The 24,763-nt window shown below is 62.7% G+C and carries 20 protein-coding genes; 9 read left to right on the forward strand and 11 right to left on the reverse strand.

Annotated elements, in window-relative coordinates; translation table 11 throughout:
- The first annotated feature begins 67 nt into the window (after positions 1–67).
- Positions 68–2,326, forward strand: a complete 2,259-nt coding sequence (locus BSG19_RS06805) for a heavy metal translocating P-type ATPase (RefSeq protein ID WP_092986190.1) — start codon at positions 68–70, stop codon at positions 2,324–2,326.
- Between the two features lie 87 nt (positions 2,327–2,413).
- On the opposite strand, the gene BSG19_RS06810 is transcribed toward BSG19_RS06805, so the two are convergent.
- Genes BSG19_RS06810 through BSG19_RS06820 form a run of 3 tightly spaced genes read right to left on the reverse strand, consistent with a single transcriptional unit; the run spans position 2,414 to position 4,443 of the window.
- Positions 2,414–2,851, reverse strand: a complete 438-nt coding sequence (locus BSG19_RS06810; RefSeq protein ID WP_092986192.1) for a D-erythrulose-4-phosphate isomerase — start codon at positions 2,849–2,851, stop codon at positions 2,414–2,416.
- Positions 2,852–2,886: 35 nt separating this feature from the next.
- Positions 2,887–3,654, reverse strand: a complete 768-nt coding sequence (locus BSG19_RS06815) for a triose-phosphate isomerase (protein ID WP_092986194.1) — start codon at positions 3,652–3,654, stop codon at positions 2,887–2,889.
- Between the two features lie 30 nt (positions 3,655–3,684).
- On the reverse strand, positions 3,685–4,443 hold the full coding sequence (locus BSG19_RS06820; RefSeq protein ID WP_092987251.1) for a DeoR/GlpR family DNA-binding transcription regulator: 759 nt from the start codon (positions 4,441–4,443) through the stop codon (positions 3,685–3,687).
- A 237-nt stretch (positions 4,444–4,680) separates the two neighbouring features.
- On the opposite strand from BSG19_RS06820, the gene pncB reads away from it, so the two are divergent.
- Positions 4,681–5,985: a nicotinate phosphoribosyltransferase gene (gene pncB / locus BSG19_RS06825; RefSeq protein ID WP_092986196.1), complete on the forward strand. Its 1,305-nt coding sequence runs from the start codon at positions 4,681–4,683 to the stop codon at positions 5,983–5,985.
- Between the two features lie 196 nt (positions 5,986–6,181).
- On the opposite strand, the gene BSG19_RS06830 is transcribed toward pncB, so the two are convergent.
- On the reverse strand, positions 6,182–6,448 hold the full coding sequence (locus tag BSG19_RS06830; RefSeq protein ID WP_139274738.1) for a hypothetical protein: 267 nt from the start codon (positions 6,446–6,448) through the stop codon (positions 6,182–6,184).
- A 120-nt stretch (positions 6,449–6,568) separates the two neighbouring features.
- Here BSG19_RS06830 and BSG19_RS06835 point away from each other — a divergent pair, with 120 nt between their 5' ends.
- The gene (locus BSG19_RS06835; protein WP_092986200.1) at positions 6,569–7,228 is read left to right on the forward strand and encodes a TetR/AcrR family transcriptional regulator; all 660 of its coding nucleotides are present in this window, start codon (positions 6,569–6,571) and stop codon (positions 7,226–7,228) included.
- A gap of 93 nt (positions 7,229–7,321) precedes the next feature.
- On the opposite strand, the gene BSG19_RS06840 is transcribed toward BSG19_RS06835, so the two are convergent.
- Entirely contained in the window at positions 7,322–7,708 is a 387-nt protein-coding gene (locus tag BSG19_RS06840; protein ID WP_092986202.1) for a hypothetical protein, read from the reverse strand.
- Between the two features lie 290 nt (positions 7,709–7,998).
- On the opposite strand from BSG19_RS06840, the gene BSG19_RS06845 reads away from it, so the two are divergent.
- Both BSG19_RS06845 and glgA read left to right on the forward strand, forming a co-directional pair.
- The gene (locus tag BSG19_RS06845) at positions 7,999–8,271 is read left to right on the forward strand and encodes a DUF2934 domain-containing protein (protein ID WP_092986204.1); all 273 of its coding nucleotides are present in this window, start codon (positions 7,999–8,001) and stop codon (positions 8,269–8,271) included.
- A 240-nt stretch (positions 8,272–8,511) separates the two neighbouring features.
- Positions 8,512–9,969: a glycogen synthase GlgA gene (gene glgA, locus BSG19_RS06850; RefSeq protein WP_092986206.1), complete on the forward strand. Its 1,458-nt coding sequence runs from the start codon at positions 8,512–8,514 to the stop codon at positions 9,967–9,969.
- A 125-nt stretch (positions 9,970–10,094) separates the two neighbouring features.
- On the opposite strand, the gene glgX is transcribed toward glgA, so the two are convergent.
- A complete protein-coding gene (gene glgX, locus BSG19_RS06855) occupies positions 10,095–12,185 on the reverse strand; it encodes a glycogen debranching protein GlgX (RefSeq protein WP_092987253.1) in 2,091 nt (696 codons plus the stop codon).
- 398 nt (positions 12,186–12,583) lie between these two features.
- On the opposite strand from glgX, the gene treZ reads away from it, so the two are divergent.
- From treZ to BSG19_RS06870, 3 genes are all read left to right on the forward strand, one after another.
- Positions 12,584–14,374: a malto-oligosyltrehalose trehalohydrolase gene (gene treZ, locus BSG19_RS06860; RefSeq protein ID WP_170865889.1), complete on the forward strand. Its 1,791-nt coding sequence runs from the start codon at positions 12,584–12,586 to the stop codon at positions 14,372–14,374.
- A gap of 204 nt (positions 14,375–14,578) precedes the next feature.
- Positions 14,579–15,508, forward strand: a complete 930-nt coding sequence (locus BSG19_RS06865) for a VOC family protein (RefSeq protein WP_092986210.1) — start codon at positions 14,579–14,581, stop codon at positions 15,506–15,508.
- 82 nt (positions 15,509–15,590) lie between these two features.
- Complete coding sequence (locus tag BSG19_RS06870) at positions 15,591–16,193, forward strand: alpha/beta hydrolase (RefSeq protein WP_092986212.1); 603 nt, start codon at positions 15,591–15,593, stop codon at positions 16,191–16,193.
- Positions 16,194–16,197: 4 nt separating this feature from the next.
- Here BSG19_RS06870 and ggt read toward each other — a convergent pair whose 3' ends face one another.
- The 5 genes from ggt to oiaX form a co-directional block, all read right to left on the reverse strand.
- Positions 16,198–17,898, reverse strand: coding sequence for a gamma-glutamyltransferase (gene ggt / locus BSG19_RS06875; protein WP_244529177.1), 1,701 nt, complete (start codon positions 17,896–17,898; stop codon positions 16,198–16,200).
- A 125-nt stretch (positions 17,899–18,023) separates the two neighbouring features.
- On the reverse strand, positions 18,024–19,970 hold the full coding sequence (locus tag BSG19_RS06880) for a D-apionate lactonase (protein WP_092986216.1): 1,947 nt from the start codon (positions 19,968–19,970) through the stop codon (positions 18,024–18,026).
- Positions 19,967–21,001, reverse strand: coding sequence for a Gfo/Idh/MocA family protein (locus BSG19_RS06885; protein ID WP_092986218.1), 1,035 nt, complete (start codon positions 20,999–21,001; stop codon positions 19,967–19,969). The genes BSG19_RS06880 and BSG19_RS06885 overlap by 4 nt, the downstream gene beginning before the upstream one ends.
- An 83-nt stretch (positions 21,002–21,084) precedes the next feature.
- Positions 21,085–22,437: a four-carbon acid sugar kinase family protein gene (locus BSG19_RS06890; protein WP_092986220.1), complete on the reverse strand. Its 1,353-nt coding sequence runs from the start codon at positions 22,435–22,437 to the stop codon at positions 21,085–21,087.
- A complete protein-coding gene (gene oiaX, locus BSG19_RS06895; RefSeq protein ID WP_092986222.1) occupies positions 22,430–23,683 on the reverse strand; it encodes a 3-oxo-isoapionate-4-phosphate decarboxylase OiaX in 1,254 nt (417 codons plus the stop codon). The genes BSG19_RS06890 and oiaX overlap by 8 nt, the downstream gene beginning before the upstream one ends.
- A gap of 216 nt (positions 23,684–23,899) precedes the next feature.
- On the opposite strand from oiaX, the gene BSG19_RS06900 reads away from it, so the two are divergent.
- On the forward strand, positions 23,900–24,613 hold the full coding sequence (locus BSG19_RS06900; protein WP_092987254.1) for a transcriptional regulator NanR: 714 nt from the start codon (positions 23,900–23,902) through the stop codon (positions 24,611–24,613).
- Positions 24,614–24,763: the final 150 nt, after the last annotated feature.

The following is a 24,763-nucleotide window of genomic DNA, read 5'->3' on the forward strand; positions in this document are numbered from 1 at the left end:
ATTTTGTGCCTTGCAGCTCTAGTCGCTAGAGCCTTTACAAGGGCTCCATCAGGTTATGGAGATGATGATGGGCGCGTTGCAGCAGACGAGGTTTCAGGTTTCGGGCATGGATTGCGCCTCCTGCGCGTCCAAGATCGATACGGCCGTCCGGCGCCTTCCCGGCGTCTCCGACGTCGCGGTCTCCGTCACGACGCAGGCCATGACCGTTCACCATGACGAGACGACGGACCTGCCTGCTCTGGCACGCAAGGTATCGGGTCTCGGCTACGAGACTGTGGTGGCGAACCGGGTGGCGACAAAACCGCTTGCGCAGCCATCGACCTGCTGCGGTGGTCATGCCCATGACGACAGTCATCATGACGACCATGCACATGGCGACCATGATCATGGCCGCAATCCGGCCGCGGCAAAGGCGGCTGCCGCTGCTTCCCCCGGCCTGCATGGTCACGATCATGGACCCATGTCCGGGCCCTGGTGGGCTTCCGATAAGGGTCGTTTGACGCTTCTGTGCGGCGGTGCTCTCGTGGCTGCCTATGCCGTTGGGCACCTCTTTCCTCAGTTCGCCTCGGAGGCCTTCCTCGTCGCGCTGCTGGTCGGCCTCGTGCCGATCGGCCGGCGCGCCATCATGGCGGCACTGGCGGGAACGCCATTTTCCATCGAAATGTTGATGACCATCGCGGCGATCGGCGCCGTCGTCATCGACGCGGGCGAGGAGGCGGCAGCTGTCGTCTTCCTGTTCCTCGTCGGTGAACTGCTGGAGGGCGTTGCGGCCAGCCGGGCGCGGCGCAGCATCCAGGCGTTGTCGGACCTCGTACCGAAGACGGCTTTCCTCGATGACAACGGCGCGACACGCGAGGTTCCGGCCGACACGCTCGTTCCCGGCAACATCATCCGCATCCGCCCCGGCGACCGCATTCCGGCCGATGGCGACATTATCTCCGGCGAAAGCGCGATCGACGAGGCGCCAGTTACCGGCGAGAGCGTGCCTGTCCGCAAGACGGTCAACGATGCCGTCTTTGCCGGCACGGTCAACGGCGAAGGCGTGCTGCGGGTCACGGTAACGGCGGCAGCGGCCGACAACACCATCGCCCGCGTCGTCCGCCTCGTGGAGGAAGCGCAGGAGGCAAAAGCGCCGACCGAGCGCTTCATCGACCGTTTCTCGCGTTACTACACGCCGGGCGTGGTCGTGGTCGCCGCGCTGGTCGCCATCCTCCCGCCACTTCTTGCCGGCGGGTCCTGGTCGGAATGGGTCTATAAAGGCCTTGCCATCCTGCTCATCGGCTGCCCTTGCGCGCTTGTTATCTCGACCCCTGCCGCCATCGCCGCCTCTTTGTCCGCAGGTGCGCGCAGGGGGCTGTTGGTGAAGGGCGGCGCCGTCCTCGAAAAGCTCGGCACCGTGGATACCGTCGCTTTCGACAAGACAGGCACGTTGACCGAAGGACGTCCCGTCGTCACCGATATCATCGCCTTCACAGTCGAGAAGAGCGACGTCCTTCGGCTCGCGGCGGCCCTCGACGCCGGCTCGAGCCATCCTCTGGCATTGGCTATTCTGGCTCGTGCCGAGGCGGATGGGATCGCCTATCCCGCAGCCGAGGCGTCGTCGGCGCTGGGTGGCAAGGGCGTCACGGGCATGGTCGGCCAGCAAAAGCTGTTCTTCGGCTCGCCGCGTGCCGCAAGCGAGATCGCAGCGCTCTCCGCTGAGCAGTCGGGCGCCATTCAGTTGCTCAATGATGACGGCAAGACCGTATCGGTGCTCGTCATCGACGCTCAGGTGGCAGGCGCCATCGCCATGCGCGACGAACCGCGCAAGGATGCTCGGCAGGCTCTCGCCGCACTGAAGGCAGGCGGCATCCGCACCGTCATGCTGACCGGCGACAACAGCCGCGTTGCCGAGGCCGTCGGACGCGATCTCGGCATCGACGTGCGAGCCGAACTCATGCCCGAGGACAAGCAGACCATCGTGCGCGAACTGAAGGCTGAGGGTGCGATCGTCGCCAAGGTCGGCGACGGCATCAACGACGCGCCGGCGCTGGCGGCGGCCGATATCGGCATCGCCATCGGCGGCGGTACGGATGTCGCGCTGGAAACGGCCGACGCCGCCATTCTCCACGGGCGCATCGCCGATGTAGCGGCATTGATCGATCTGTCGAAGCGCTGCATGGCGAATATCCGTCAGAACATCGCCGTTGCCCTCGGCCTGAAAGCCGTTTTCCTCGTCACGACGGTCGTCGGCATCACCGGCCTCTGGCCGGCGATCCTGGCGGATACCGGCGCGACCGTGCTTGTCACCATCAACGCCTTGCGCCTCCTGCGGGTCCGCGCCTGATCTCCACACACAAACGCCCGGCATCGCTGCCGGGCGTTTGTCTCCGGGGTCGCGAGGGAGGATCTGCGCGACCGGCGGAAGGGGATGCTACTTCGCTGTATCGAGGCGGTCGATCGCCTTGACATTGTCGGCGGAGGAGCCGTTCGGGTCGAATTCCGAGGCAAGCCAGGTGTCGACGATCGCCTTGGCGAGTTCCGGACCGATAACCCGTGCACCCATGGTGATGATCTGGGCATTGTTCGACTTTGCGGCGCGCTCTGCCGAGTACGTGTCATGCGTCAGCGCCGCCCGGATGCCGGGGACCTTGTTGGCTGAAATGCTGACGCCGATGCCGGTGCCGCAGAAGAGGATGCCGCGCTCGTTGTCGCCATCCACAATGGTCTGTGCAAGCTTCTGCGACAGGTCCGCATAGAAGCCCTGCTGACTAAGATCCGTCACCTGGATATCATTGCGGGTCGCAAGATGCTTGGCGATGACGTCGAGTAACGGTTTGCCGGCGCTGTCGGCTCCAATGGCGATTTTCATGGCTGTTTCCTTTCAGGCTTTTGTTGATTTTGGTATCAGAGAGCGGATGAAACGCGGGTCAGGATGTCGAGATAACCTGTGACATCCCAGGCGGAACGGCCGATGAAGAGGCCGTCGATATGGGGCTTGGCGATCAGCTCCGCGCAGTTGCCGGGATTGACGCTGCCGCCATAGAGAACGGGCACGGAAACGCCGAGACAGGCCTTCGCCACCTCGGCGATGCGGGCGTGGCGGTCGTCGGCATAATCGGCGGATGCGGGAATGCCGTTGACGCCGATGGCCCAGACGGGCTCGTAGGCGAGAAGCACCGGCTTTTCCCTGTCCGCACCCTGAAGGCCCGCAAGCGCGCCCTCGACCTGCCGCTTCAAGACGGCATCCGCCTCGCCGGCCTCGCGCTCGGACAGCGTCTCACCGATGCAGATCAGCGGCGTCAGGCCGTGACGGACGGCGGCTGCCGTTTTCAGGCCGACGGTCCGGTCGGTCTCGCCGAAGTGCTCGCGCCGCTCGCTATGGCCGAGCTCCACGAGGTCGAGGCCGCAATCGGTGAGCATCGGCGCGGAAATCTCGCCGGTCCATGCGCCGGCATCGTCCCAATGCATATTCTGCGCGCCCACCTTGACGCTCGTGCCGGACAGATGCTGCTTGACCTCCCGCACGGCGGTGAAGGGCGGAATGACGAAGCGCTGGATGCGCGGATCCCGGGCCGCATCGCTTGCAGACAGCCCCTCGGCGAAGCTCATCGCTTCGCGGAGCGTCTTGTTCATCTTCCAGCTCGTTCCCACCCAGATATCGTTCGTTTTCACTACATGCTCCTCGTCGTGACGTCCCGGTCTTCAGACCTTGATGATCGATATGCCGGCATCGCTCAGTGCCGTCTCGTGACCGGCATCGATGCGGTCGCTGGTGACGACGGCGCTGAAACCGTCCAGTCCCGTCAGGAAGTGCAGGGCCGGCTTGCCGAATTTTGCGTGATCCACCATGAGGTAGCTGCGGCTGGCCGACCGCATCATCTGCCGCTTGGTCTTCACCACTTCCTGGTCCTGGTGATAGGCCGCCGCACCCTGGATGGCGGAGGAGGAGAGAAAGGCGATGTCTGCCCGCAGCGACGACAGCGTCTCCTCGGTGACGATGCCGAAGAAACCGTTGAACTTGCGGCTGTACTGGCCCCCGAGCGAGATGACCTCGATGCCGGGGATGGCCGTGAGCTTGACGATGACGGAGAGGTTATTGGTGATCACCGTCAGAGGCCTGATGGTCGCGATATGATCGGCGAGCCCACCGGCTGTCGAGCCGTCATCGATGATGATGATCTGCCCGGGCTCGACCAGCGTCGCGGCATGGGCTGCGAGCTGTCGCTTCTCCTCGGACGCCATCTTTTCGCGGTAGCGAAAGTCGCTTTCGAACTGCGCGCTTGACTGAATGGACGCTCCGCCATGCACCTTGCGCAAAAGTCCGGCCTGTTCGAGATCGTCGAGATCGCGATGAACGGTCATCTTGCTGACGGCAAAGCGTGAGGCAAGATCTTCGACGGACGCAGAACCTGCCTCCATCAGAATATCCATGATCTCCTGCCGCCGATCGTCCGGTTTCAAAGCCACCGAAATCTCCATCCTCGCGATGATATAAACAGTATCGCGCAAAGATACAACATTCATGATGAGATTTTGTGACGATCGAATGTTATCTTTCCATAGATTTTGATGCTTCGTCCGTGTTGCAGGCAGCGGCATGGCATGGCATGAAGATGCAGCTCGTTGCGCCATCAAGAGTGCAGCGCCGGAGGAATATCCGCTGCGGTTTTGCCGTTCACGCGGATGCGAGGATACGGCATGACGAAGACGGATATTGCGCGGCGCGTCTACGACAACGCCTGGAAGCTCGATCCCGTCGTGCGCAGCCTTCTGGATACGGACTTTTACAAGCTCCTGATGTTGCAGATGATCTGGCGTCTTTACCCGGATGTCGATGCCACCTTCTCGTTGATCAACCGCACCAAGACGGTGCTTCTGACGGAGGAGATCGACGAGCAGGAATTGCGCGAGCAGCTGGATCACGTCCGCACGGTGCGCTTTACCAAGAAGGAAATGATCTGGCTCGCCGGTAACACCTTCTACGGCCGCAAGCAGATCTTCTCACCGGATTTCCTTGCGTGGCTCGCAGACTTCCAATTGCCGGATTACGAGCTTTCGCGCCGTCACGGCCAGTACGAGCTCACTTTCCCCGGCAAATGGACGCATACGAGCATGTGGGAAATTCCCGCGCTCGCCATCGTCAACGAGTTGCGCTCGCGCACGGCCATGAAGGGCATGGGGCCCTTCGCGCTCGATGTGCTCTATGCCCGCGCCAAGGCGAAGATGTGGTCGAAGGTGGAACAGCTCAGGGCGGTGCCCGACCTGCGCATCTCCGACTTCGGCACGCGCCGCCGGCACTCGTTCCTGTGGCAGCGCTGGTGCGTCGAGGCTTTGAAGGAAGGGATCGGCGAATCCTTCTCGGGAACCAGCAACGTGCTCCTTGCCATGGATACCGATCTTGAAGCGCTCGGCACCAATGCCCATGAACTGCCGATGGTGGCGGCAGCCCTTGCCAAGACCGATGCCGAACTTGCGGAAGCGCCCTACAAAGTCCTGCAGGACTGGAACCGGCTTTATGGCGGCAATCTGCTGATCGTCCTGCCGGACGCCTTCGGAACGGCAGCCTTCCTCAAGAACGCGCCGGACTGGGTCGCCGACTGGACAGGCTTCCGCCCCGATAGCGCCCCGCCGATCGAGGGTGGAGAGCGCATCCTCGACTGGTGGCGCGCCCATGGTCGCGATCCGAAGGAAAAGCTGTTGATCTTTTCCGACGGGCTGGATGTGGATATGATCATCAAGACCTACCGGCACTTCGAGGGGCAGGTTCGCATGAGCTTCGGCTGGGGCACCAACCTGACCAACGATTTCGCCGATTGCGCGCCGACCGAAATCAGTGGCCTCAACCCGATCTCCATCGTCTGCAAGGTCACAGACGCCAATGGTCGTCCCGCCGTCAAGCTGTCCGACAATCCCCGCAAGGCAACGGGTGACCCGGCCGAAGTGGAGCGTTACCTGAAGTTCTTCGGAACGCAGGATTTCGAGGAACTCGCCGTCCGCGTCTGACGCTGTCATCCGATCTGACACAAAACCCGGCCGGAGGAGGTCCTTCCGGTCGGGTTTTCATGTCGCCCGGGAACAGGGCGTGGCTCACAGGCTCGTTTGAACGAAACCAGCCCGCGAGACGGATATGTTCTATTCTCTTGTTTTCTCCGCATTGTCCGACGCCGAAGCGATCCCGCTTCGGCTGGAAATGCTCAGCCTAGTAGCAGGCAGCGCAGGCGGAGCCGGTGCGTATCGCAAGCGGATGCACCATGGCGAGCAGGCGGCGTTTCGGCGCGGCCAGAAGCTTGGCCGCATGGGTGCGGGCGCCGCCGGGTTCCGGCTTGGCATGCTCCAGCGCGTTCGCTGCCGAGTAGAGCAGCGTTCTGAACTGCGAGGAGGTCACGCCATCAGCCCGCATCACGGCGCGGATCATCGGATCGGTCAGCACCTCGTCCAGGGTCAGATCGTCATGTGCCATGTTCATGGCCTTCTCCTTCGTATCGTCCACAGTCGAGGGCAGGCTGGGTTGGGCCTGTCCTTGACCGAAATGCTTTAGCGTGTTACCGGTAAGTAACACGTCACTTGTTACCGAACGGTCACACCCATGTCAATCGCTGTCGTGAATAAAAACGCCAAACGTGGCTCTACTGTGAAGCCGGACCGGGAATCGACATCCACCCCTGGTTCGTCGTCCACAAAGGTCGCCCCGCGGGACAGGATCGTCACCACCGCCTGCGAATTGTTTCGCCAGCATGGCATTCGCGGCATTGGCGTCGATGCCATTGCCGAGGCGGCATCGACCAACAAGATGACGCTCTACCGGCATTTCGGCTCCAAGGACGATCTCGTCTGCGAGACCCTTCGCGTAAACTCCGAAAAGAGTGGCGCGATGTGGGCGGACATCGAGACGCGCTTTCCCGACGATGCGAAGGCTCAGCTCGGGGCCTGGGTGACGGCTTTGTCTGACTGTCTGCAGCGCGAGCCGTCCGGCTGCGACATCGCGAATGCCGCGGTGGAGCTGAAGGAGGCCGACCATCCGGCCCATGCCGTTATCGAGAACTTCAAGATCCTGCAGCGCGGAAAGCTGACGGATCTCTGCCGCCGGACCGGCACGCAGGAGCCGGAGACCCTTGCCGATACCTTGCTGCTTCTGCTCGAAGGCGCCCGCGTCAGTCGCCAGGCATCGGGTCTCGAAGGCCCGGCCCAGTGTTTCCAGCGCGCCTGCCGCAACACGCTGACCGCCTTCGGCGTCAGTACGGCCTGAGCTGCCTCGTCAGTTGTATGTCGTCCTATAAGAAAGAGCCATCGCGACACTGCCGCGATGGCTCTTTGCATTGGGATCAGAAACGGTTCCGGTTCACAGCCCGTCGCGCTTGAGGAGGGCGCGAACCTCGTCGAAGCGGCGCTTGTTCGCCTCGTTGCGCTCGTTCGGGCCGTAGCATGTGCTGGATACGCAGAAGCGCTGCAAATTGAAGGGCGCGGCCGTGTTCTGGAATTCACACTCGATGGAATCCACCATGTCCTTCTTCTCCACGCCTTCGCGGGTCGAGAAGGTGAGGCGGGCGCCCGGTGGCTTCAGTTCCGGAAAGGACTGGATGACGCCGGTCTGGAACGTCTCGGCAAGAAGCAGGTGCTTTGCGACCTGTACGCAGACGTCCTCGATCTTGGGCGTTTGCGCGGCGGCTGGCGACAGGCCGGCAAAAGCCGATGCAGCGGCAATGGCTAGAACAATCCGTTTTCTCATGACACACTCCGGAAAGCCGCATGTTGCGGCAGTGACTTGGCGGATTCTGCGCGTTGGCACAAAGAGCCTGCGCCGAGACGATCCGTGAGCGCTAGATAGGGCGGTTTTGACCGTCATCCAGCCGTCTTGGCAACCTTACCGTGCCGAGCGGACATCCTGTCTCCGAGGACACCCGTCGCTCATTCCTTCAGGAGCGCCGGAATACGGAAAATTTCCATCCTGATCTGGAACCAAATCGATCCTCCCTGATTTGGGAGTGGCGGTAGTCCGATTATCAAAGGGAGAAGGCCATGACCGAGAAAGACGAAGACCTGATCAAGAAGCGGGCCTATGCCTTGTGGGAGTCCGAAGGTCGACCGGAAGGTCGGCATGACGAGCATTGGAGCAAAGCTTATCAGGAGCTTGCCACTGCTGAAAACACCTCCGTGCTGGGTGAACCCGAAGAGAATGCCGCGCCTGTTGACGAGCCAGCAAAAGCCGACAAGACGAAGCCTCCCCTGTCGGTTCTGGAAGGTGGCGCCGCCGGAAATCCCGGCGCCAAGCGCAAGCGAAAGACGGTCTGAGACCGCACAGGCACCGGCTACGCCCGGTGCCTGATCCTCCCGGCGCGGTAGCTTCTGTCCGAGGTCCCGGCACCCGGTGCGCCGTCATCGCACTGCACAAGTTTCTCACCTGCTCCGCAATATTTGTGCGGACACGGGGTTCGCTTTCCTCCATCATTGGAGCAAGAGGTGTTTCGCTTTTCCCCCGACCTCCATTTCAGCCGGCAATCCCACCGGATTGCAAAGAGGAACGTGACCTGCGTGAACGTACTGTCTGTGACGTCGGAAATCTTCCCCCTGATCAAGACCGGCGGCCTTGCCGACGTGACCGGGGCACTGCCGAAGGTCCTTTCTGCACGCGGGTACCGCACCCGCAGCCTGATCCCCGGCTATACCTCCGTACTCGCCGAAGTGAGCGATGCGCGACCCGTGCATTTCTTCCCCGATCTCTTTGGCAACCCGGCCTGGTTGCTCGAAGCGGAGTGTCAGGGTCTCGATCTTCTCGTCCTGAACGCGCCGGCGCTCTATGATCGCCCGGGCGGCCCCTATGTCGGCGAAGACGGTATCGACCATCCCGACAACTGGAAGCGGTTCGCCGTTCTCTCCTATGTCGCTTCGGCAGTCGCAGGCGGACTCCTGCCTGAGTGGACGCCCGATCTCGTGCATACCCACGACTGGCAGACGGCGCTGACCTCCGTCTACATGCGCTATTCCAGCAATGCGCGGACGATCCCTTCGGTTCTGACCATCCATAACCTCGCATTCCAGGGCCAGTATTCGGCCGCGCATCTAAAAGATATCGGTCTTCCGCCCGAGGCGATGTCGATCGATTGTCTCGAATATTATGGGGACATGAGCTACCTCAAGGGCGGCATCCGCACCGCGAGCGCAATCACGACCGTCAGCCCGACCTATGCCCGCGAGATCGTCTCGCCTGAACTTGGAATGGGTATGGAGGGTGCGCTTCTGTCGCGTCTCGATACGTTCACCGGTATCGTCAATGGCATCGACAGCGAGATCTGGGATCCTGCAACCGACCCCTATCTGCCGGCGAAATACGATGTCCGTCACATTCGCAACCGCAGCATCAACAGGGCCCGCCTGCTCGAAACCTTCCGGCTCGAGGCGGCACCGGGACCGGTTTTTGCCGCCGTTACCCGTCTCACCTGGCAGAAAGGCGGCGACATGCTGGCCGAAGTCGCCGAGGAGATCGCGGCGCTGGGCGGCAAGCTGATCGTGCTCGGAAAGGGCTCCAAGGACATCGAGACCCAGCTGCTCCTCGCTGCCGGGCGACATCCCGGCAAGATCGGCGTGCGCATCGGTTACGACGAGGAGACGGCGCATCTGGTGCATGGCGGCACGGATATCATCGTCCAGCCCTCCCGCTTCGAGCCGTGCGGACTGACGCAGCTTTACGCCCTTCGCTACGGTGCCGTGCCTGTGGTGTCGCGCACGGGCGGATTGTCGGAAACGATCATTGACGCCAACGACGCCGCCATGTCGGCGCGCGTCGCCACCGGCTTCCAGTTCCACCCTGCGACGAGCGACAATCTCCGTCTCGCCATCCACAGGGCGTTCCACGCCTATCGCGACCCAAAGAAGTGGGCTCGCTTGCAGAACCAGGGCATGAAGGCAAACTTCTCCTGGGAACGAAGCGCCGAGCAATATGCGGAACTGTATGGCCGGGTCATTGCGAAGGCGCAGAAGGCGACAGCCTGATCCTGTTTCAATAGGTTCTCGCATGAACGAAAACACCCGGCCTGACATTCCGTCAGGCCGGGTGTTTCTATTTCAATTGACAGAACAATAGACCGGCCCGCGAGATGCGAGCCGGTCCGAAAGCTTCACGCCGGACGAAAGACCGCCAGGCTCCGCGCCTGCATGTCGAACGCCTCTGCCGTATCCACAGGCTTTGCTTCGACCTCTGGATCATCCGTTGTCAGTTCCAGCACCCAGCCGCCGCTTGGCGATTCGGGGAGAGCAAAGGGAACGACGCCATCGTGCGGATTGAAGATCATCAGGATATGCGACCAGATGCCTTCCTTGCCGACAAGGTCTTCGCGGGAGATGAGGGCGCCGATGGTGGTGCCGCCGCCGTCCTGCCACTGTTCCTCCGTCTGTTCGCCGCCGCCAGCGTTCAGCCAGGTGATGACCATGCCATCACGCCAGTTTTCACGGTGCAGCAGCGGCTGGGCGGCGCGCAGCGTCGTCAGACGGCGAACGAAATCGCGCAGGACATCGGCGCTTGGCGGCAGATCCTCCCAGTGGATCCAGCTGATATCGCTGTCCTGGCAGTAGCCATTGTTGTTACCCATCTGGCTACGGCCGAACTCGTCGCCGCCGAGAATCATCGGCGTTCCGTGCGACAGCAGAAGCGTGGCGAGGAAGTTGCGCTTCTGACGTTCGCGGGTCGCGTTGATGGTTTCATCGTCCGTCGGACCCTCTGCGCCGTAGTTGAAACTACGGTTGTCGCCATGACCGTCCTTGTTGTCCTCGCCATTCGCCTCATTGTGCTTCTCGTTGTAGGAAACGAGATCGTTGATTGTGAAACCATCATGCGCAGCAACGAAGTTGACGCTGGCCCAGGGGCGGCGGCCACGCAGGTCGTAGATATCGCCCGAGCCGAACAAGCGCGCTGCGAAGTCCGGCGCCGTGCCGTCCGTGTCCATCCAGTAGTCGCGGACCGTGTCGCGATACTTGTCGTTCCATTCGGCCCAGCCAGGCGGGAAACCGCCCACCTGATAACCGCCCGGGCCGATATCCCAGGGTTCGCCCACGAGCTTGACCTTGGAGAGGACCGGGTCCTGCGAGACCGCGTCGAAGAAGCCGCCCCGCTCGTCGAAGCCTTCCGGCTCGCGACCGAGAATGGTGCCGAGGTCGAAGCGGAAGCCGTCGACATGCATCTCCTCGACCCAGTAGCGCAGCGAATCCGTCACCATCTGCAGCACGCGGGGGTGCGAGGTGTTGACCGTATTCCCGGTGCCGGTATCGTTGATGTAGTAGCGGTGATTGTCCGGCAGGGTGCGATAGTAGGAAAAGTTGTCGATGCCCTTGAAAGAGAGCGTCGGCCCAAGTTCATTCCCTTCGGCCGTGTGGTTGTACACCACGTCGAGAATGACCTCGAGCCCGCCATCATGCAAAGCGCGAACCATATCGCGGAAGCCGTCGAGGGCTCGGGGGCCGTAATAGCGCGTGGCGGGCGCGAAGAAGCCGAGCGTGTTGTAGCCCCAATAATTATGCAGCCCCTTGTCGACCAGCATGCTGTCGTCCGGGAAGAAGTGGGTCGGCAGCAACTCCACCGAAGTGATACCGAGGCTCTTCAGATAATCGACGGCGGCCTTATGGCCCATGCCGTCGAACGTGCCGCGCATGTTTTCCGGAATGGCCGGATGCAGCTTCGTGAAGCCCTTGACGTGCGTCTCGTAGAAGATGGTTTTTGACCAGGGAATCGTCGGGCCGCGGTCGCCCTTCCAATCGTAGGTCTTCGGGTCGATGATGCGGCCCTTCGGCGTGACCGGCGCGCTGTCGAGTGTGTTGAACGTCAGATCCTTGTCGGTCTCGGCATCCATGTCGTAGGCAAAGTGCGCCTTCGACCATTCCACATCGCCAACCAGTTCGCGGGCATAGGGGTCCACCAGAAGTTTGTTCGGGTTGAAGCGATGGCCATGCTCCGGATCGTACGGGCCATGGACGCGATAGCCGTAGAGTGCACCGGGTTTCAGGCCGGGTATGTAGCCGTGCCAGATCTCGTTCGTATATTCCGGAAGCTCGATGCGGGCAACTTCGACCGCTCCACTGTCATCGAACAGGCAAAGCTCCACCCGTTCGGCATGTGCCGAGAAAATCGCGAAATTGACGCCGTCCTTGTCGGGTGTCGCACCGAGCGTATGCCACGATCCCTGTTCGATCGCGTACTGATTGACTTTGGCGTCCATGAAATCGTCCCCTGTGTTGATCAGACCAGAAATTGTGCGTCGCATCATTTTGTTCCCTACCGGACCGGAATTCTTCCGTCTTCAGCATGTCCAAACACGTCCGGGTCTACCAATCCGAGACGCATTACGAGCTTGATTGCGATGGTCAGCACATCTGCCCTGCTAACTGGCGGAGAATGAACAAGTTCAATCGGCAATAAACATTGCGTGTCCGCCCCGTCATGCACTGGATTTCAGCAGCTTGCGCCGCATCTTCTTCGCAATGCAGCAGACGGTCATCGCGATCGGAACCTTTGCCCGGATCCGGTTGTTGAAGGGCGGATCGCAGAACCCGCCGGACACGTGGATGCGCCGGAACCGATACCCAGAACCGAGACGAGGACAGGATGGACTCCCTGATGACCACCGAGAGCGCACGATCTTCCGCAAGCAGGCAGACGACAGCCTGGGGACCCGAGCTTTTGTCCGCGGGCGGCGCGCGGTTTCGCCTCTGGGCGCCCGGCGAAGATACGCTGACCTTGCGACTGGATGGCAATGATCATGCCATGCAGAAGGCGGGCGGGGGATGGTTCGAGGCGGTTGTTTCCGATGCGAAACCGGGTGCCATCTACGCCTTCGTCCTGCCGGATGGAAAGGTGGTGCCGGACCCGGCGGCGCGTGCGCTTGCGGAAGATGTTCACGGCCCGGCCGTACTGGTCGATCCCGACGCCTATCAGTGGAAGCATGCCGGATGGACGGGTATGCCCTGGGCGGAAACGATCCTTTACGAATTCCATGTCGGCACGTTCACGCCGGAAGGCACCTTCCGCGCGGCCATCGACAAGCTCGCCGATATCGCGGAAACCGGTATCACGGCGGTCGAGATCATGCCCGTTTCGCATTTCGGCGGCACGCGGGGTTGGGGCTACGACGGCGTCTACCCCTACGCGCCGCATAACGCCTATGGCTCGCCCGACGATCTCAAGGCCTTCATCGATGCGGCACATGGACATGGGCTGATGGTCTACATGGATGTCGTCTACAATCACTTCGGGCCCGATGGGAACTATCTGAGCGCCTATGCACCGGATTTCTTCCGCGAGGGTAAGAAGACGCCCTGGGGCGCGGCCATCGCCTACGACAAGCAGCCGGTGCGCGATTTCTTCGTCGAGAACGCGCTCTACTGGCTGCGCGAGTTCCGGCTTGACGGCTTGCGCTTCGACGCGATCGACATGATCTTCGATGACGCGGAAACGCACGTCCTGATCGAGATCGCAAGGCGCGCTCGCTCGGAGTTCGAAGGCCGCCATATCCACCTCGTCACGGAAGATCCGGCAAACCACATCGAACTGCGCCGCAGCGACGACAATGAAGCGCTGCTTTATGACGCCGACTGGAACGACGATTATCACCACGCGGCCCATGTGGTCGCCACCGGCGAAGGGAACGGCTACTACGGCAAGTTCATCGACAAGCCGGTCGAGAATCTTGCCCGTGCGCTCACCGAAGGCTACATCTATCCGGGTCAGGAACCGGTTGAGATGAGCGAGCCGATGCCGATGGAAGCCTTTGTCGGCTTTCTGCAGAACCACGACCAGATCGGCAACCGGGCATTCGGGGATCGGCTGATCACGCTGACGACGAAGGAAATGCTCAAGGCGTTGACCGTCGTCACCATGCTCGCGCCGCATATCCCCATGCTGTTCATGGGCGAGGAATATGGCGAGACGCGCCCCTTCCTGTTCTTCACGGATTATGACGGCGAGCTTGGCAAGGCTGTTCGCGAAGGACGCCGTACCGACATGGATAATTTCGGCGGCCTGCCGGAAGGCAAATCGGTCGAGGATGTGGCCGACCCCAACGCGATCGAGACGATGGAGAACACGCGCCTCGACTGGGCCAAGGCCGAGACGGAGGAAGGACAGGCCTGGCGGGCGCTCTATCGCGAGCTGATCGCCATCCGCAAACGTGCCATCATCCCTCTGCTGGTTGCCGCGCCGAATACGCTTTCGGCCGGCACGGTTCTGACAGCAGAAGGCCGGCTGCTTGCCATCGATTGGCAACTGGGTGACCGACGCCTGCAACTGCGCGCCAATTTCGGTGAGGCACCTGCGGATCTGCCGCCCGCGACGGGTGAGACGCTCTACGGCACGCACAGCACACAGGGCATGGCGCCTTTCTCCGTCCTGTTCGCTCTCGACCGCGCGTAAGGAATGGAGGGCAATCGACGGCGGAGAGGCTCTGCCGTCGAAGTCGTGGAAGTGAACGACGAAACGGGATTGTTCTGCAAATTGAGAACAATCCGTCCTGCATCGATCCTCTATCGCAACCCGCCCTTCTGCACCATCTTGACCTCATCAGACGCCCGACAGCCCACATAGCGGCAAACCATTCGGGCAGGAAAGGATGAGATCATGATCGACCAAATCAGGGGCCTCCATCACGTTACGTCGATGGCAGCGAGCGCGCGCGTGAACAACGCGTTCTTCACGGATGTTCTCGGCCTCCGCCGCATCAAGAAGACGGTGAACTTCGATGCGCCCGACGTCTACCACCTCTATTATGGCGACGAGATCGGAACGCCCGGCACCGTCATGACCTATTTTCCGTTCCCCCACATCGCACGTGGCCGTCCCGGAACCGGTGAAGTGGGAACTACGGTCTTTGCTGTGCCGCAGGGCTCCCTTCCTTATTGGGCCGATCGCCTGACCAAAAAGGGTGTGACCGGCGTGACGCCGAGCGAGAGCTTCGGCGAAAAGCGGCTTTCCTTTACCGGGCCGGATGGCGATGGCTTCGCGCTGGTCGAGACGGCCGACAATCCGCGCACGCCATGGACGGAAGGTGGCATCAGCGAGGATTATGCCATCCGCGGCTTCCACTCCGTCGCCCTGCGGCTGCGGGATGCCGGCGCCACGTCGGAACTGCTCGGCTTCATGGGCTACGACACGCTGGAAACGCGCGATGGCGTCACACGTCTTCTCGTACCCGGCGCGCAGGCAGCAGGCGTCCTCGACATCGAGACCCTGTCGGATGCACCCGGTAGCCGTCAAGGAGCAGGGTCCGTTCACCATGTCGCCTTCGCCGTCGACAACCGGGCGGCGCAGCTGGAGGTCCGCAAGGCTCTGATGGACACGGGCTATCAGGTAACCCCGGTCATCGACCGTGACTACTTCTGGGCGATCTACTTCCGCACGCCGGGCGGCGTCCTGTTCGAAATCGCCACCAACGAGCCGGGCTTCGAACGAGACGAGGAGAGGGCGCATCTGGGCGAAGCGCTGAAACTGCCGCAGCAGCACAAGCACCTGCGGCCCATCCTGGAGCAGAAGCTGGAAAAGCTCGACTGAGCGCTCCGATCCAGCAATCAAGAACCACACGGAACCGGGGCCGCCGCAGGAAATGCGGTGGCTGCACCGGAGGAGTTTTGTCATGACCGATACGGATTACAAGCACCTGATCAAACACGGCGAGACAGGCGGGCCGCTGCTCGTGACGCTGCACGGCACGGGCGGAGACGAGAACCAGTTCTTCACCTTCGCGAGCCAGCTGCGTCCCGACGCAACCATACTATCGCCACGCGGCGATGTCTCGGAACACGGCGCGGCCCGCTTCTTCCGGCGCACCGGCGAGGGCGTTTACGACATGGCGGATCTCGCACGTGGGACGCAGAAGCTGGGCGACTTCGTGCGAAAGACGGCCGAGACGGTGGGCGCGTCGGAGATCTTCGGTCTCGGCTTCTCCAACGGCGCGAACATTCTGGCAAATGTGCTGGTGGAGTTTCCCGATCTTTTCGACCGGGTGGCGCTCCTGCATCCGCTGATCCCGTTTCAGCCGAAGCCTGCGCCGGGTCTCTCCGGCCGTCGGATTCTGGTCACGGCCGGTGAGCGCGATCCCATCTGCCCGACGCCGCTGACCATCGCGCTCGCCGACTACTTCACGGCGCAGGGCGCAACGACCCAACTCGCATGGCACAATGGCGGCCATGATATCCGCGAGAATGAAATAGAGGCGATGCGCACGCTGTTTGCGTGATCGCTCAATATCCCCGCGCCGCGCCCGATGCGGCGCGGCTGTCCATGGCGCCGTAATAGCGTGCGCCTGTCGAACCCTTTGCGGCTTCCGCCGCGGTTTTGCCGCCGACGAGGATGCCGGCGGCCTGGCCCCAGACGGGCCAGTTCTTGTCCAGGCCCACATCATGCCCCATGCCCTGAAGCACTTTCAGGGTGTCGGCGGAAAGAGCGAAGGGCTCGATCGCCACCGAATCCGGCATCCATTGATGATGCAGGCGAGGGGCGTCGATCGCCTCTTGTAGCGTCATGCCGTGGTCGATGACGTTCAGGATGGCTTCGAGCGTGATGGTAATGATGCGCGCGCCACCGGGGCTGCCAATGACCATGAAGGGTCTGCCGTCCTTCGTGACGATGGTGGGGCTCATGGAGGAAAGCGGTGTCTTGCCCGGTGCAATCGCATTGGCCTCGCCCTGCACCAGCCCGTAGAGGTTCGGCGCACCGGGCTTCGAAGTGAAGTCGTCCATCTCGTTGTTGAGCAGGATGCCGGTGCCCGGCGCCACGACGCCGGCGCCGAAGGAGCCGTTGAGCGTGTAGGTAACCGAAACCGCGTTGCCCTCCGCATCCATGATTGAATAATGCGTCGTCTCATGGCTTTCGCCGAGCCCCTTGGGCGCTAGCTCGGCGGAGACGCCGGCCTTGTGGAGGTCGATCTTGCCGCGGATCTCCTGCGCATAGGCCTTGTCGAGCAGCTTTTCGACCGGGTTCTTGACGAAATCCGGATCCCCGAGCGCCGAATTGCGATCGACATAGGCATAGCGCATGGCCTCGATCATCACATGCGCCGTTGCCGCCGAGCCGGAGCCGAGATCGCCGAGCGGGTAGCCCTCGAGAATGTTCAGGATCTCGCAGAGGATGACGCCGCCGGAGCTTGGCGGGGGCGAGGAGATGATTTCGTAGCCCCGATAGGTGCAGGTGACCGGCTTCAGTTCGCGCACTGCATAGCGCTCGAAATCCGCCTTCGTCAGAATGCCGCCTTTCCCGGTGCTGGCCTTGACGATGTCGTCTGCTATCGTGCCTTTGTAGAACGCGTCCGGCCCTGTCTTCGAGATCGCAGCAAGGCTGCGCGCAAGGTCCGGCTGTACCAATGTCTCGCCGAGCTTCGGGGCCTGCCCGCCGGCGGTCAGGAAGATCGCGGCGGCGGCAGGGTCGCGGCCGAGTTTCTTCGCGCTGTTGCCGAGCGTGGCGACATCGCCTCCATCGAGGGTAAAGCCCTGCTCTGCCAGTTTGACCGCAGGCGCCAGAAGCGCCTCGCGTGACATGGTGCCGAAGCGGGTGCGCGCCGTCTCGAATCCGGCCACCGATCCAGGCACGCCGACCGCCAGATAGCCATCGGTGCTGCGCCCCTTGGCGATGTCGCCCTTGTCGTCGAGATACATGGTCTTGGTCGCGGCAAGCGGCGCCCGCTCGCGGAAATCGAGGAAGCTGGTGCGGCCGTCTGCAAGGCGCAGCGTCATGAAGCCGCCGCCACCGATATTGCCAGCCGTTGGATAGACCACCGCCAGCGCATATCCGACCGCAACCGCTGCATCCACCGCATTGCCACCCTGCTTCAGGATATTGACCCCGACATCCGAGGCCAGATGCTGGGCCGTGACGACCATGCCGTTCTCGCCCGCAACCGGCTGCGGCGATGCCGCTCGCGCAGGGGATACGGCAAGACCGATCATGATGGTCAGGTGCACGAAAGGGGTGCGGATGAGGGTCATAAGCGGGCTCCTCCGGGTCGGCGACCACAGTCGCAAGCCCGCAGGATAGCCCAAACGGCAAGCTGCCGCTTCGGAAAAATGCGTGCTCAGCCGTCGATCCGCAACACGCCGTAGGGGCCGAGCCGAACGTCGCCGCCGCCAAGCGGTTCGGATCTCAGTGTGCCGACCGCAGCATCGATCATCGTGTCCGCATCGAGCCGATATGCGGAGGCATCCGGCATGATGCCAAGCGCGGAGAGATCGAGCGTCTGCGATAGGGGTGTCAGATTGACCGCCAGGATCGTCCGGCCGGTATGCCTCTCGGCGCACATCGCAAGAACCTGATCAGGCCTCTCTGAGGCAATGACTGTCGCTTGTGCACCGGCAAGATCCGCGAGCATGGCGACGGCATGGAAGAGCGGTCGTCGGCCACCTTCGGGAACGGGTTCGTCAGCACCGGCGATCAGTCCGAACGGGCCTGTCAGTGCCGAGAGGGTCAACTGGTCGAGCCTGGCCGGAGCGACCGAGATCGCATAGCCGATGGCATAGGCAGCGGCGAAAAGACCGTTCTGGCGCGGGTCGCGGTTTGCCATCGGAATCCGGCTTCCGTCCACATTGTCCATGGTCCGGCTGCCATAGGGATTCTGGCGCATGGGGATGGTGGAGGGGCCGACACGATAGCGCCGGTCTTCATAGATCGCCCGCACCGAGCGGGCGATGAAGGGCAGAGCCTCCAGCGTCTGCATGACGCTGCGATCGTCTGCGGCATGAACGATCGGGTTGGTACAATGGCTGATGAAATCGAGAGACGACGCGGGCACGCGCTTGCGGTTCAACTCGGTGAAGTAGCTGAGCATGCCGCCGCCGAGCATCTGCGACGGGAACGCTGCACGCGCTGCTGCATAGATGTCCTCGAGCGGAGGGCAGTCGGGCCAGGCGCTGCCGGGCGGTGTCGATTGCCGATCGACCGCAGGGGACACCATGACGGCATCCGGCGCGAAACCTGCTTTGTCCATCGCGGCGGCTATCGCCCGGAGTTCATCGCCAAAGGGTTTCCGGCAGGGCAGCGCGATCTCCAGCGTGGTCGAACCCTCGTGTCTTGCTGCAAGAGCCGCGAAGGCAGCGAACGCGGACTCATCATGGCCTGCGAGCGGATCGAAGTGGAAAAGCAGCGCCTGCGCCTGTGGACCGAGACCGGCAGCGAGCATCGCTTGCGTCGCTTCCGCTTCCTCAGGCGTGACGATGACGCCGATGGGCGGCAGCGGCTGTGCGGGAGCCCCCTGAAGCGTCAGTTTTACAGAGGTGTTTGAGTGTGCCTGACGCGAGCCATCGCGGCGAGAGGGTCGCCCATCGACGATCTGCAACGTGACCTGTTGTGAAACATCGACGCCTGCCTCGATCCGGTAAGGCCAGGGCAAAGCGAGCGGGCGGACATAGGTCTTGTAGGAGGCATCCGACCAGTTGCGTTGGTCCTCCATCTCGAACGTGTCGCCCTCCATCCGGCATTCGACGCTCACGCCCGGCAGAGCCTGATGCGTGATGGCACGCATGTCCTTGAAGGGTTGCCAGGGTTCGATGATGTCCGGCAGGACAGTCGCTTCCACAGTCCCATCGACATGCTCGACGCGGACCGGCGTCCCCGCCACGCCGACGATCGGGTGGAGGACGCAGAAGCCGCAGCGATTGGTCTCGAACCCCGTCCCGGATGACGCCGTGCCGGAAAAGCGCAGTCGACCCTGATCGTCACTTTCGATACGCGCCTGGATGTCGAGCCGCGTCTCATCCGGGCCGTGGCATGTCGCGCGGTAGGTGACCGTAAAACCGTCCGAGCGCTGATCCACCACGAGATCCTCGATGTCGGGATCATAGGTGCCCCAGTCACGGTCGCGCACGAGGAAAGACACGGCGCGGAGCACCTCCACGCCGTCATATCGGATGTTGCGCAGCGCGCCGCCGGAGAGCTCGGCCGAGAGACCGCCGGCCGCAAGGACCAGGCTATCCGGCTCACAGCGAACGGTGCCGGTCAGGCGGAAGGCGAGCGCGTCATCCGTCATGCGATCAGCGGTCCGATAGCGACCGGCTTTAGCGTTGCGGCACTTTCATACGCCGCCTCCACCAGTGCAAACGTCTTCAGATTGTCGGCACCGGAGGTGGATGTTTCCGCGCCGCTCGCCAGTGTCTCCGTCCAGTGCTGCTGGATGGCAAGGACGCTCTCCTGAATATTGTGCCACGGGCGGGATGCCCAGGGGAGGAGGGCCGGTGATACGTCTTGGATTTTCGTGCCGGACGCATTGGTGATCTCCAGCCGGTATCCCTGCATCAGCCGGAGTGATCCTTCGGTTCCGTCCAGCTCGATCAGCGTCTCGGGGAAAGGTTCCACGGACGCCTTGGTGGCATAGCTGACATCCACGACCGAGGTCGCGCCGTTCTCGTGATCGAGAAGGATCGTCGCGACGTCCTCCCCCTTTATCGCAGGATTGACGCGCGTTGTGCGGGCGGTGAGTGTCGTGACATCGCCAAGGATGTAGCGGGCGATGTCGAGCGTGTGGATACCCAGATCCTCGATGATGAAGCGCGCACCTTCTGCCAGATAGGGCTGGCCCGAGAACACGTCATAGCCGGAGCGGAAGGAGAAGCGCCCCCAGAACGGCGTACCGATCCCAGTGGCATCGAGCGCCTTTCGTACCGCCTGGATCGGCGTCTGCCAGCGAAAATTCTCGTGGATCATCAGGGGCACGCCCGCGGCATTGCAGGCGGCGACCATGGCTTTGGCGTCGCCGAGCGTCGGTGCGAAGGGCTTCTGGCAGATGACGGGAAGACGGTGGGAGGCCGCCATCTCCACCAGCGCACGGTGGCTGTTGACGGTGGTGGCGATGTCGACGAAGTCGAAACCACCATCCCTCATCATCTCCGCGGCATCGCTGTAGCGGCGCTCGATCCCGAACTGGTCGCCGACGACCCGCAGGCGATCCGGATCGCGGTCGCAGATGGCGGCGATCTCGGCGCCCTCCACATCCTGCCAGGCATGCATCTGGTTGACAGCGAAGAAGCCGCAACCGATCAGCGCTCCTCGAAAGCTTGGCATGGTCAATGTCCTTGAGAAAGTGGCATTCAGGATCCGACCGGGACGATCAGGTCACGTTATGTAAGGCCGACTGGTATAATGAGTCAACCAGTTGATGTCTGGCGCCCGTCGCGTATCTGGGCAAAATATCCATCGCGTCCCACCTGTCCCCCTTTCAGAGCGATCTGTAGTCCGTTGGTCGGCGCATGCAGCCCGTGAGCTGTGCAGAGCGGCGATCCCGGTGTCTCCGGCAAAGGCAGCAGCGTTGTCAGCGCATCGACCTTCAAAGCCCCAAGAGCGTGGCTCGACGTGTCGCCGCCCGCGATCACCGCACGGCCGAGACCTTGCTTTTCGATAAGGCTCAGGAGAATCCGGCCAAGCATCTGGCCCAGCCGATGCCGGCTGCCCGTCACACGGTCGATTTCGCCGCCACGATCGGCCTGCGGGCCGAGGGCCGTGTGCAGGATGACGCTGCGGCCGGCAGCAAGGCTCGCCTGTCCATCCTGAATGGCCCGGCCGATAACGCTCTCGCCGTCTTCTCCCAGAAGAGCCAGAGGATCGAGCGGCACGCCGTCGAACCCGTCGGCGGACGTCGCCTGCCGGATCTGCCGCTCGGTGGTCGGGGAAACGCTGCCGGAGACCACAGCGATCCGATCGGCCTTGCCGGGAGAAGGGAAGGCACGCACGCCCGCGGCATCGCCTTTTTCGCACCACGCCTGAAGGAGTGCATATTCGATGCCGGAGGAGCCCGCCATGAACCGCGAACCGGCCCCGGCAAGCCGCAGAAGCTGTGCGCCTGCCGCCTTTTGCGTTTCCGCTCCATCGACGTCCAGCATCAGAATGCCCTTGCTGGCAAGGGTCGCGGCGCGTGCATCGACCTGCGCATCCGTCAGCATGGTGAGATCGGCAAGCGCAACGGGCAGCCTGGTCTGCAGCCCGAGATGCCGCGTAAGATCCGCCTCCGTCATCGGTGTCACCGGATGCCGGCTCATGACCGGGTGCCGATCGATGCGAAAGATGTCGCCTTGATAGCCGGCGAACAAATTGCCGAAGGCGGTGTAGCGCTTCAGCTGCGGCGCGCCGACGACGAGGGGGGCGATACGCTGCTCGAAGACCTGAAGCCCGATTTCGATTGCCCGGCCGATATTGCCGACAGCAGGCGCGGAATCGAAGGTGGAGCAGACCTTGTAGTGGCAGACGGCTGCCTCGCGCGCTCTTAGCCATGCAAAGATCGGCGCCAGTTCCTGGTTCATCCAGTCCGGGGTTTCGCTGCGGCTGGTGCCTGCGATGCCGATGGCGCGGCAATGGGCAAAGCGCTGCAGCAGTGCATCGTCGGGAATGCGCAGAAAGAGCACGGTCTCCACGCCATGGGAGGTCAGCGCCTCCATGACATCGGTCGAGCCGGTGAAATCGTCGCCGTAATAGCTCAGGAGCAGGGGCGCAGCCATGTCAGGCATCCTTTCCGCCGAAGGTTTTCAAGGATGCGGCAAGCTCGGGGTGGTCGAGCGCGTAGGTCTCGAGCGGGATGTCGGCGACCGCTGCCTCCCACGCCTGCTGCACGGCATGCACGCCGGCCGCCGGGCCGCCGGGGTGGCTGACGATGCCGCCGCCGCAGAGGTAGAGCAGATCGGTCGTGCGCCCCGTTCGGCGATAGGTTTCGGGGGCCTGCCCACCCCATTGCCCGGAGCCGGCGACCGGAAGCGGGCAATCTGCTGGGGAGAACAGCGGCGTGGAAACGGCCTTGAAGGATTCCACGAAGCTCTCGTCCGGCTCCCAGTATTTCACGCCGATGCCGTTGATCTGGAACTGATCGACGCCGAGCAGCCGCCAGAACTGCTGCCAGACCTTGAAGTCGAAGCCGATGCCGGGGTGCCGGGTGAGGACGTCCCAGCCGTTGCGATGCGCATGCAGCACAAGACCGGAGCGCTTGCGCAGGAAGGCCATGCCGCCCATGCCGATCGAGTTGATGTTGACGACGGCACAATTGCCGCCGGCCGCCAGCACCATGTCGTGGTTGCGCATCATCTCGTCGGGGTCCGTGTGCGAAATACCAAAGGCATACATGACCTTCTTGCCGGTCTTCTGCTCGTGATCGAGGATCAGCGGCATGATGGCCGCGACGCGCTCCTTGAGCGGAGAATAGGCCGGGCTCATCAGCTTCTCGTCATCCTTGATGAAATCGACGCCGGAGCCGATCAGTTCGCCGACCAGTTCTGCCGTTTCCATCGGTCGAAGCCCGAGCGCGGGCTTGACGATGGTGCCGATGATCGGCCGACCCTCGACACCCGTCAGCCGCCGGCTGCCCGGCATGCCGAACTGGGGGCCGGGATAGGCCGCGCCATATTCCGGCGGTAGCTTGAGATCCACGACGCGAAGCCCCGTCATCCCCTTGATGGAGAAGATGCCGCCGATGGCGATCGTCATCAGCGCGGAGAGGTCTGTGCCCACGGCATCGAGCGGAAAGGCGATCTCCACATCGGCCCGGTGGATGGTTCCGTGATCCACGGGCGCCTCCGGCCAACTCGGTGTTTTCGCGGGTTCGAGCGGTCGGATCGCACCGACCCGCGCGGCAACCCTGGCCTTCAACGCTTCCGTCTCGCCGGGAACCGGGACGAATGTCCCCGTCGACTGGTCACTGGCGATTTTCGCAGCCATGGCCTCGACGCTGCCTGTCGTCTCGATGCGATAGGTCACGGTGATCATCGGCTCGTCCTCCCGTCTCGAACGATCTGCTCCGTTAGATCGCCATTGATGAACTGGTATAATGAGTATAACAATGAAGCAAGCCTCGGTCCGCTGAAAATGCGCGGGCCCGGAGACCGTTGCGACGGCGCCGAAAGCGATGCATATGAGCGTTTCCCTTTTCCAAGCGCGTTGCGGCATGCGAAGATGCAGGATCGAACAACCGTCCGGAATCTCATGAACCAGCCGACCGAACCCATCACGCGCCGAAAACTGTCCGACGAGGTCTTTTCCCGCCTGCAGGCGATGATCACGTCCGGCGAGTTGAACCCCGGCGACGAGATGCCCTCCGAGCGGGAGCTGATGGAGCGTTTCGGCGTCGGCCGGCCCGCGATCCGGGAGGCGATGCAGGCGCTGGCCAATATGGGCCTCGTCGTCATCTCGCATGGCGAGCGTGCCCGTGTGCTGGAACTTACCGCCCGGTCGATCCTGCGTCAGGTGGATACGACGGCGCAGATGATGCTCGCGAAATCCGCCGACACGCTGGAGCATCTGAAGAGCGCCCGCATCTTCTTCGAGCGAGGCATGGCACGGGAAGCGGCAGTCAAGGCAACGGAAGGCGATATCGCGGACCTCAGGGCGATCCTCGTCCGCCAGCAGGCAGCGCTGGATAATGCGGCGGCCTTTATCGCCGCCGACATGGAGTTTCACAGCCGCATCGCCCGTATCTCCGGCAATCCGATCTATATTGCCGTCAGCGAGGCCATGCTGGCCTGGTTGCGCGGTTACCACACGCATATGCTGATCTGGACCGGCAAGGAAACCGTGACGCTCTCCGAGCACCGGTCCATCATCGACTGCATCGTCGCCCACGACGCCGATGCCACGGAACAGGCCATGCTGCGCCACCTCGAACGCTCCCGCGCGCTCTACACGTCGAAGGACATGTAACCGCCCTCGTTCCATGTTCGTCAGGTCTTGCCGAATTCGGGCTAAAAACGATTCCGGTTTGCAGGAATATGCAGTAGAACCCGCGCTCGCGAAGAATCTCCTGCCCTTCCGTTTCGAAGCCCAGGGTCCGGGAACCGCAGCATCAAGACG

The sequence above is a fragment of the Rhizobium sp. NFR03 genome, from assembly GCF_900111275.1.
Classification (GTDB): domain Bacteria; phylum Pseudomonadota; class Alphaproteobacteria; order Rhizobiales; family Rhizobiaceae; genus Ferranicluibacter.

Bases quoted from the DNA above. Each gene is read 5' to 3' on its own strand.
- BSG19_RS06805 (WP_092986190.1), top strand. From the start codon at position 68: ATGGGCGCGTTGCAGCAGACGAGGTTTCAGGTTTCGGGCATGGATTGC.
- BSG19_RS06810 (WP_092986192.1), bottom strand. From the start codon at position 2,851: ATGAAAATCGCCATTGGAGCCGACAGCGCCGGCAAACCGTTACTCGAC.
- pncB (WP_092986196.1), top strand. From the start codon at position 4,681: ATGACGAAGACGGATATTGCGCGGCGCGTCTACGACAACGCCTGGAAG.
- BSG19_RS06830 (WP_139274738.1), bottom strand. From the start codon at position 6,448: ATGAACATGGCACATGACGATCTGACCCTGGACGAGGTGCTGACCGAT.
- BSG19_RS06835 (WP_092986200.1), top strand. From the start codon at position 6,569: ATGTCAATCGCTGTCGTGAATAAAAACGCCAAACGTGGCTCTACTGTG.
- BSG19_RS06840 (WP_092986202.1), bottom strand. From the start codon at position 7,708: ATGAGAAAACGGATTGTTCTAGCCATTGCCGCTGCATCGGCTTTTGCC.
- BSG19_RS06845 (WP_092986204.1), top strand. From the start codon at position 7,999: ATGACCGAGAAAGACGAAGACCTGATCAAGAAGCGGGCCTATGCCTTG.
- glgX (WP_092987253.1), bottom strand. From the start codon at position 12,185: ATGGACGCCAAAGTCAATCAGTACGCGATCGAACAGGGATCGTGGCAT.
- treZ (WP_170865889.1), top strand. From the start codon at position 12,584: ATGACCACCGAGAGCGCACGATCTTCCGCAAGCAGGCAGACGACAGCC.
- BSG19_RS06865 (WP_092986210.1), top strand. From the start codon at position 14,579: ATGATCGACCAAATCAGGGGCCTCCATCACGTTACGTCGATGGCAGCG.
- BSG19_RS06870 (WP_092986212.1), top strand. From the start codon at position 15,591: ATGACCGATACGGATTACAAGCACCTGATCAAACACGGCGAGACAGGC.
- ggt (WP_244529177.1), bottom strand. From the start codon at position 17,898: ATGATCGGTCTTGCCGTATCCCCTGCGCGAGCGGCATCGCCGCAGCCG.
- BSG19_RS06880 (WP_092986216.1), bottom strand. From the start codon at position 19,970: ATGACGGATGACGCGCTCGCCTTCCGCCTGACCGGCACCGTTCGCTGT.
- BSG19_RS06885 (WP_092986218.1), bottom strand. From the start codon at position 21,001: ATGCCAAGCTTTCGAGGAGCGCTGATCGGTTGCGGCTTCTTCGCTGTC.
- BSG19_RS06890 (WP_092986220.1), bottom strand. From the start codon at position 22,437: ATGCCTGACATGGCTGCGCCCCTGCTCCTGAGCTATTACGGCGACGAT.
- oiaX (WP_092986222.1), bottom strand. From the start codon at position 23,683: ATGATCACCGTGACCTATCGCATCGAGACGACAGGCAGCGTCGAGGCC.
- BSG19_RS06900 (WP_092987254.1), top strand. From the start codon at position 23,900: ATGAACCAGCCGACCGAACCCATCACGCGCCGAAAACTGTCCGACGAG.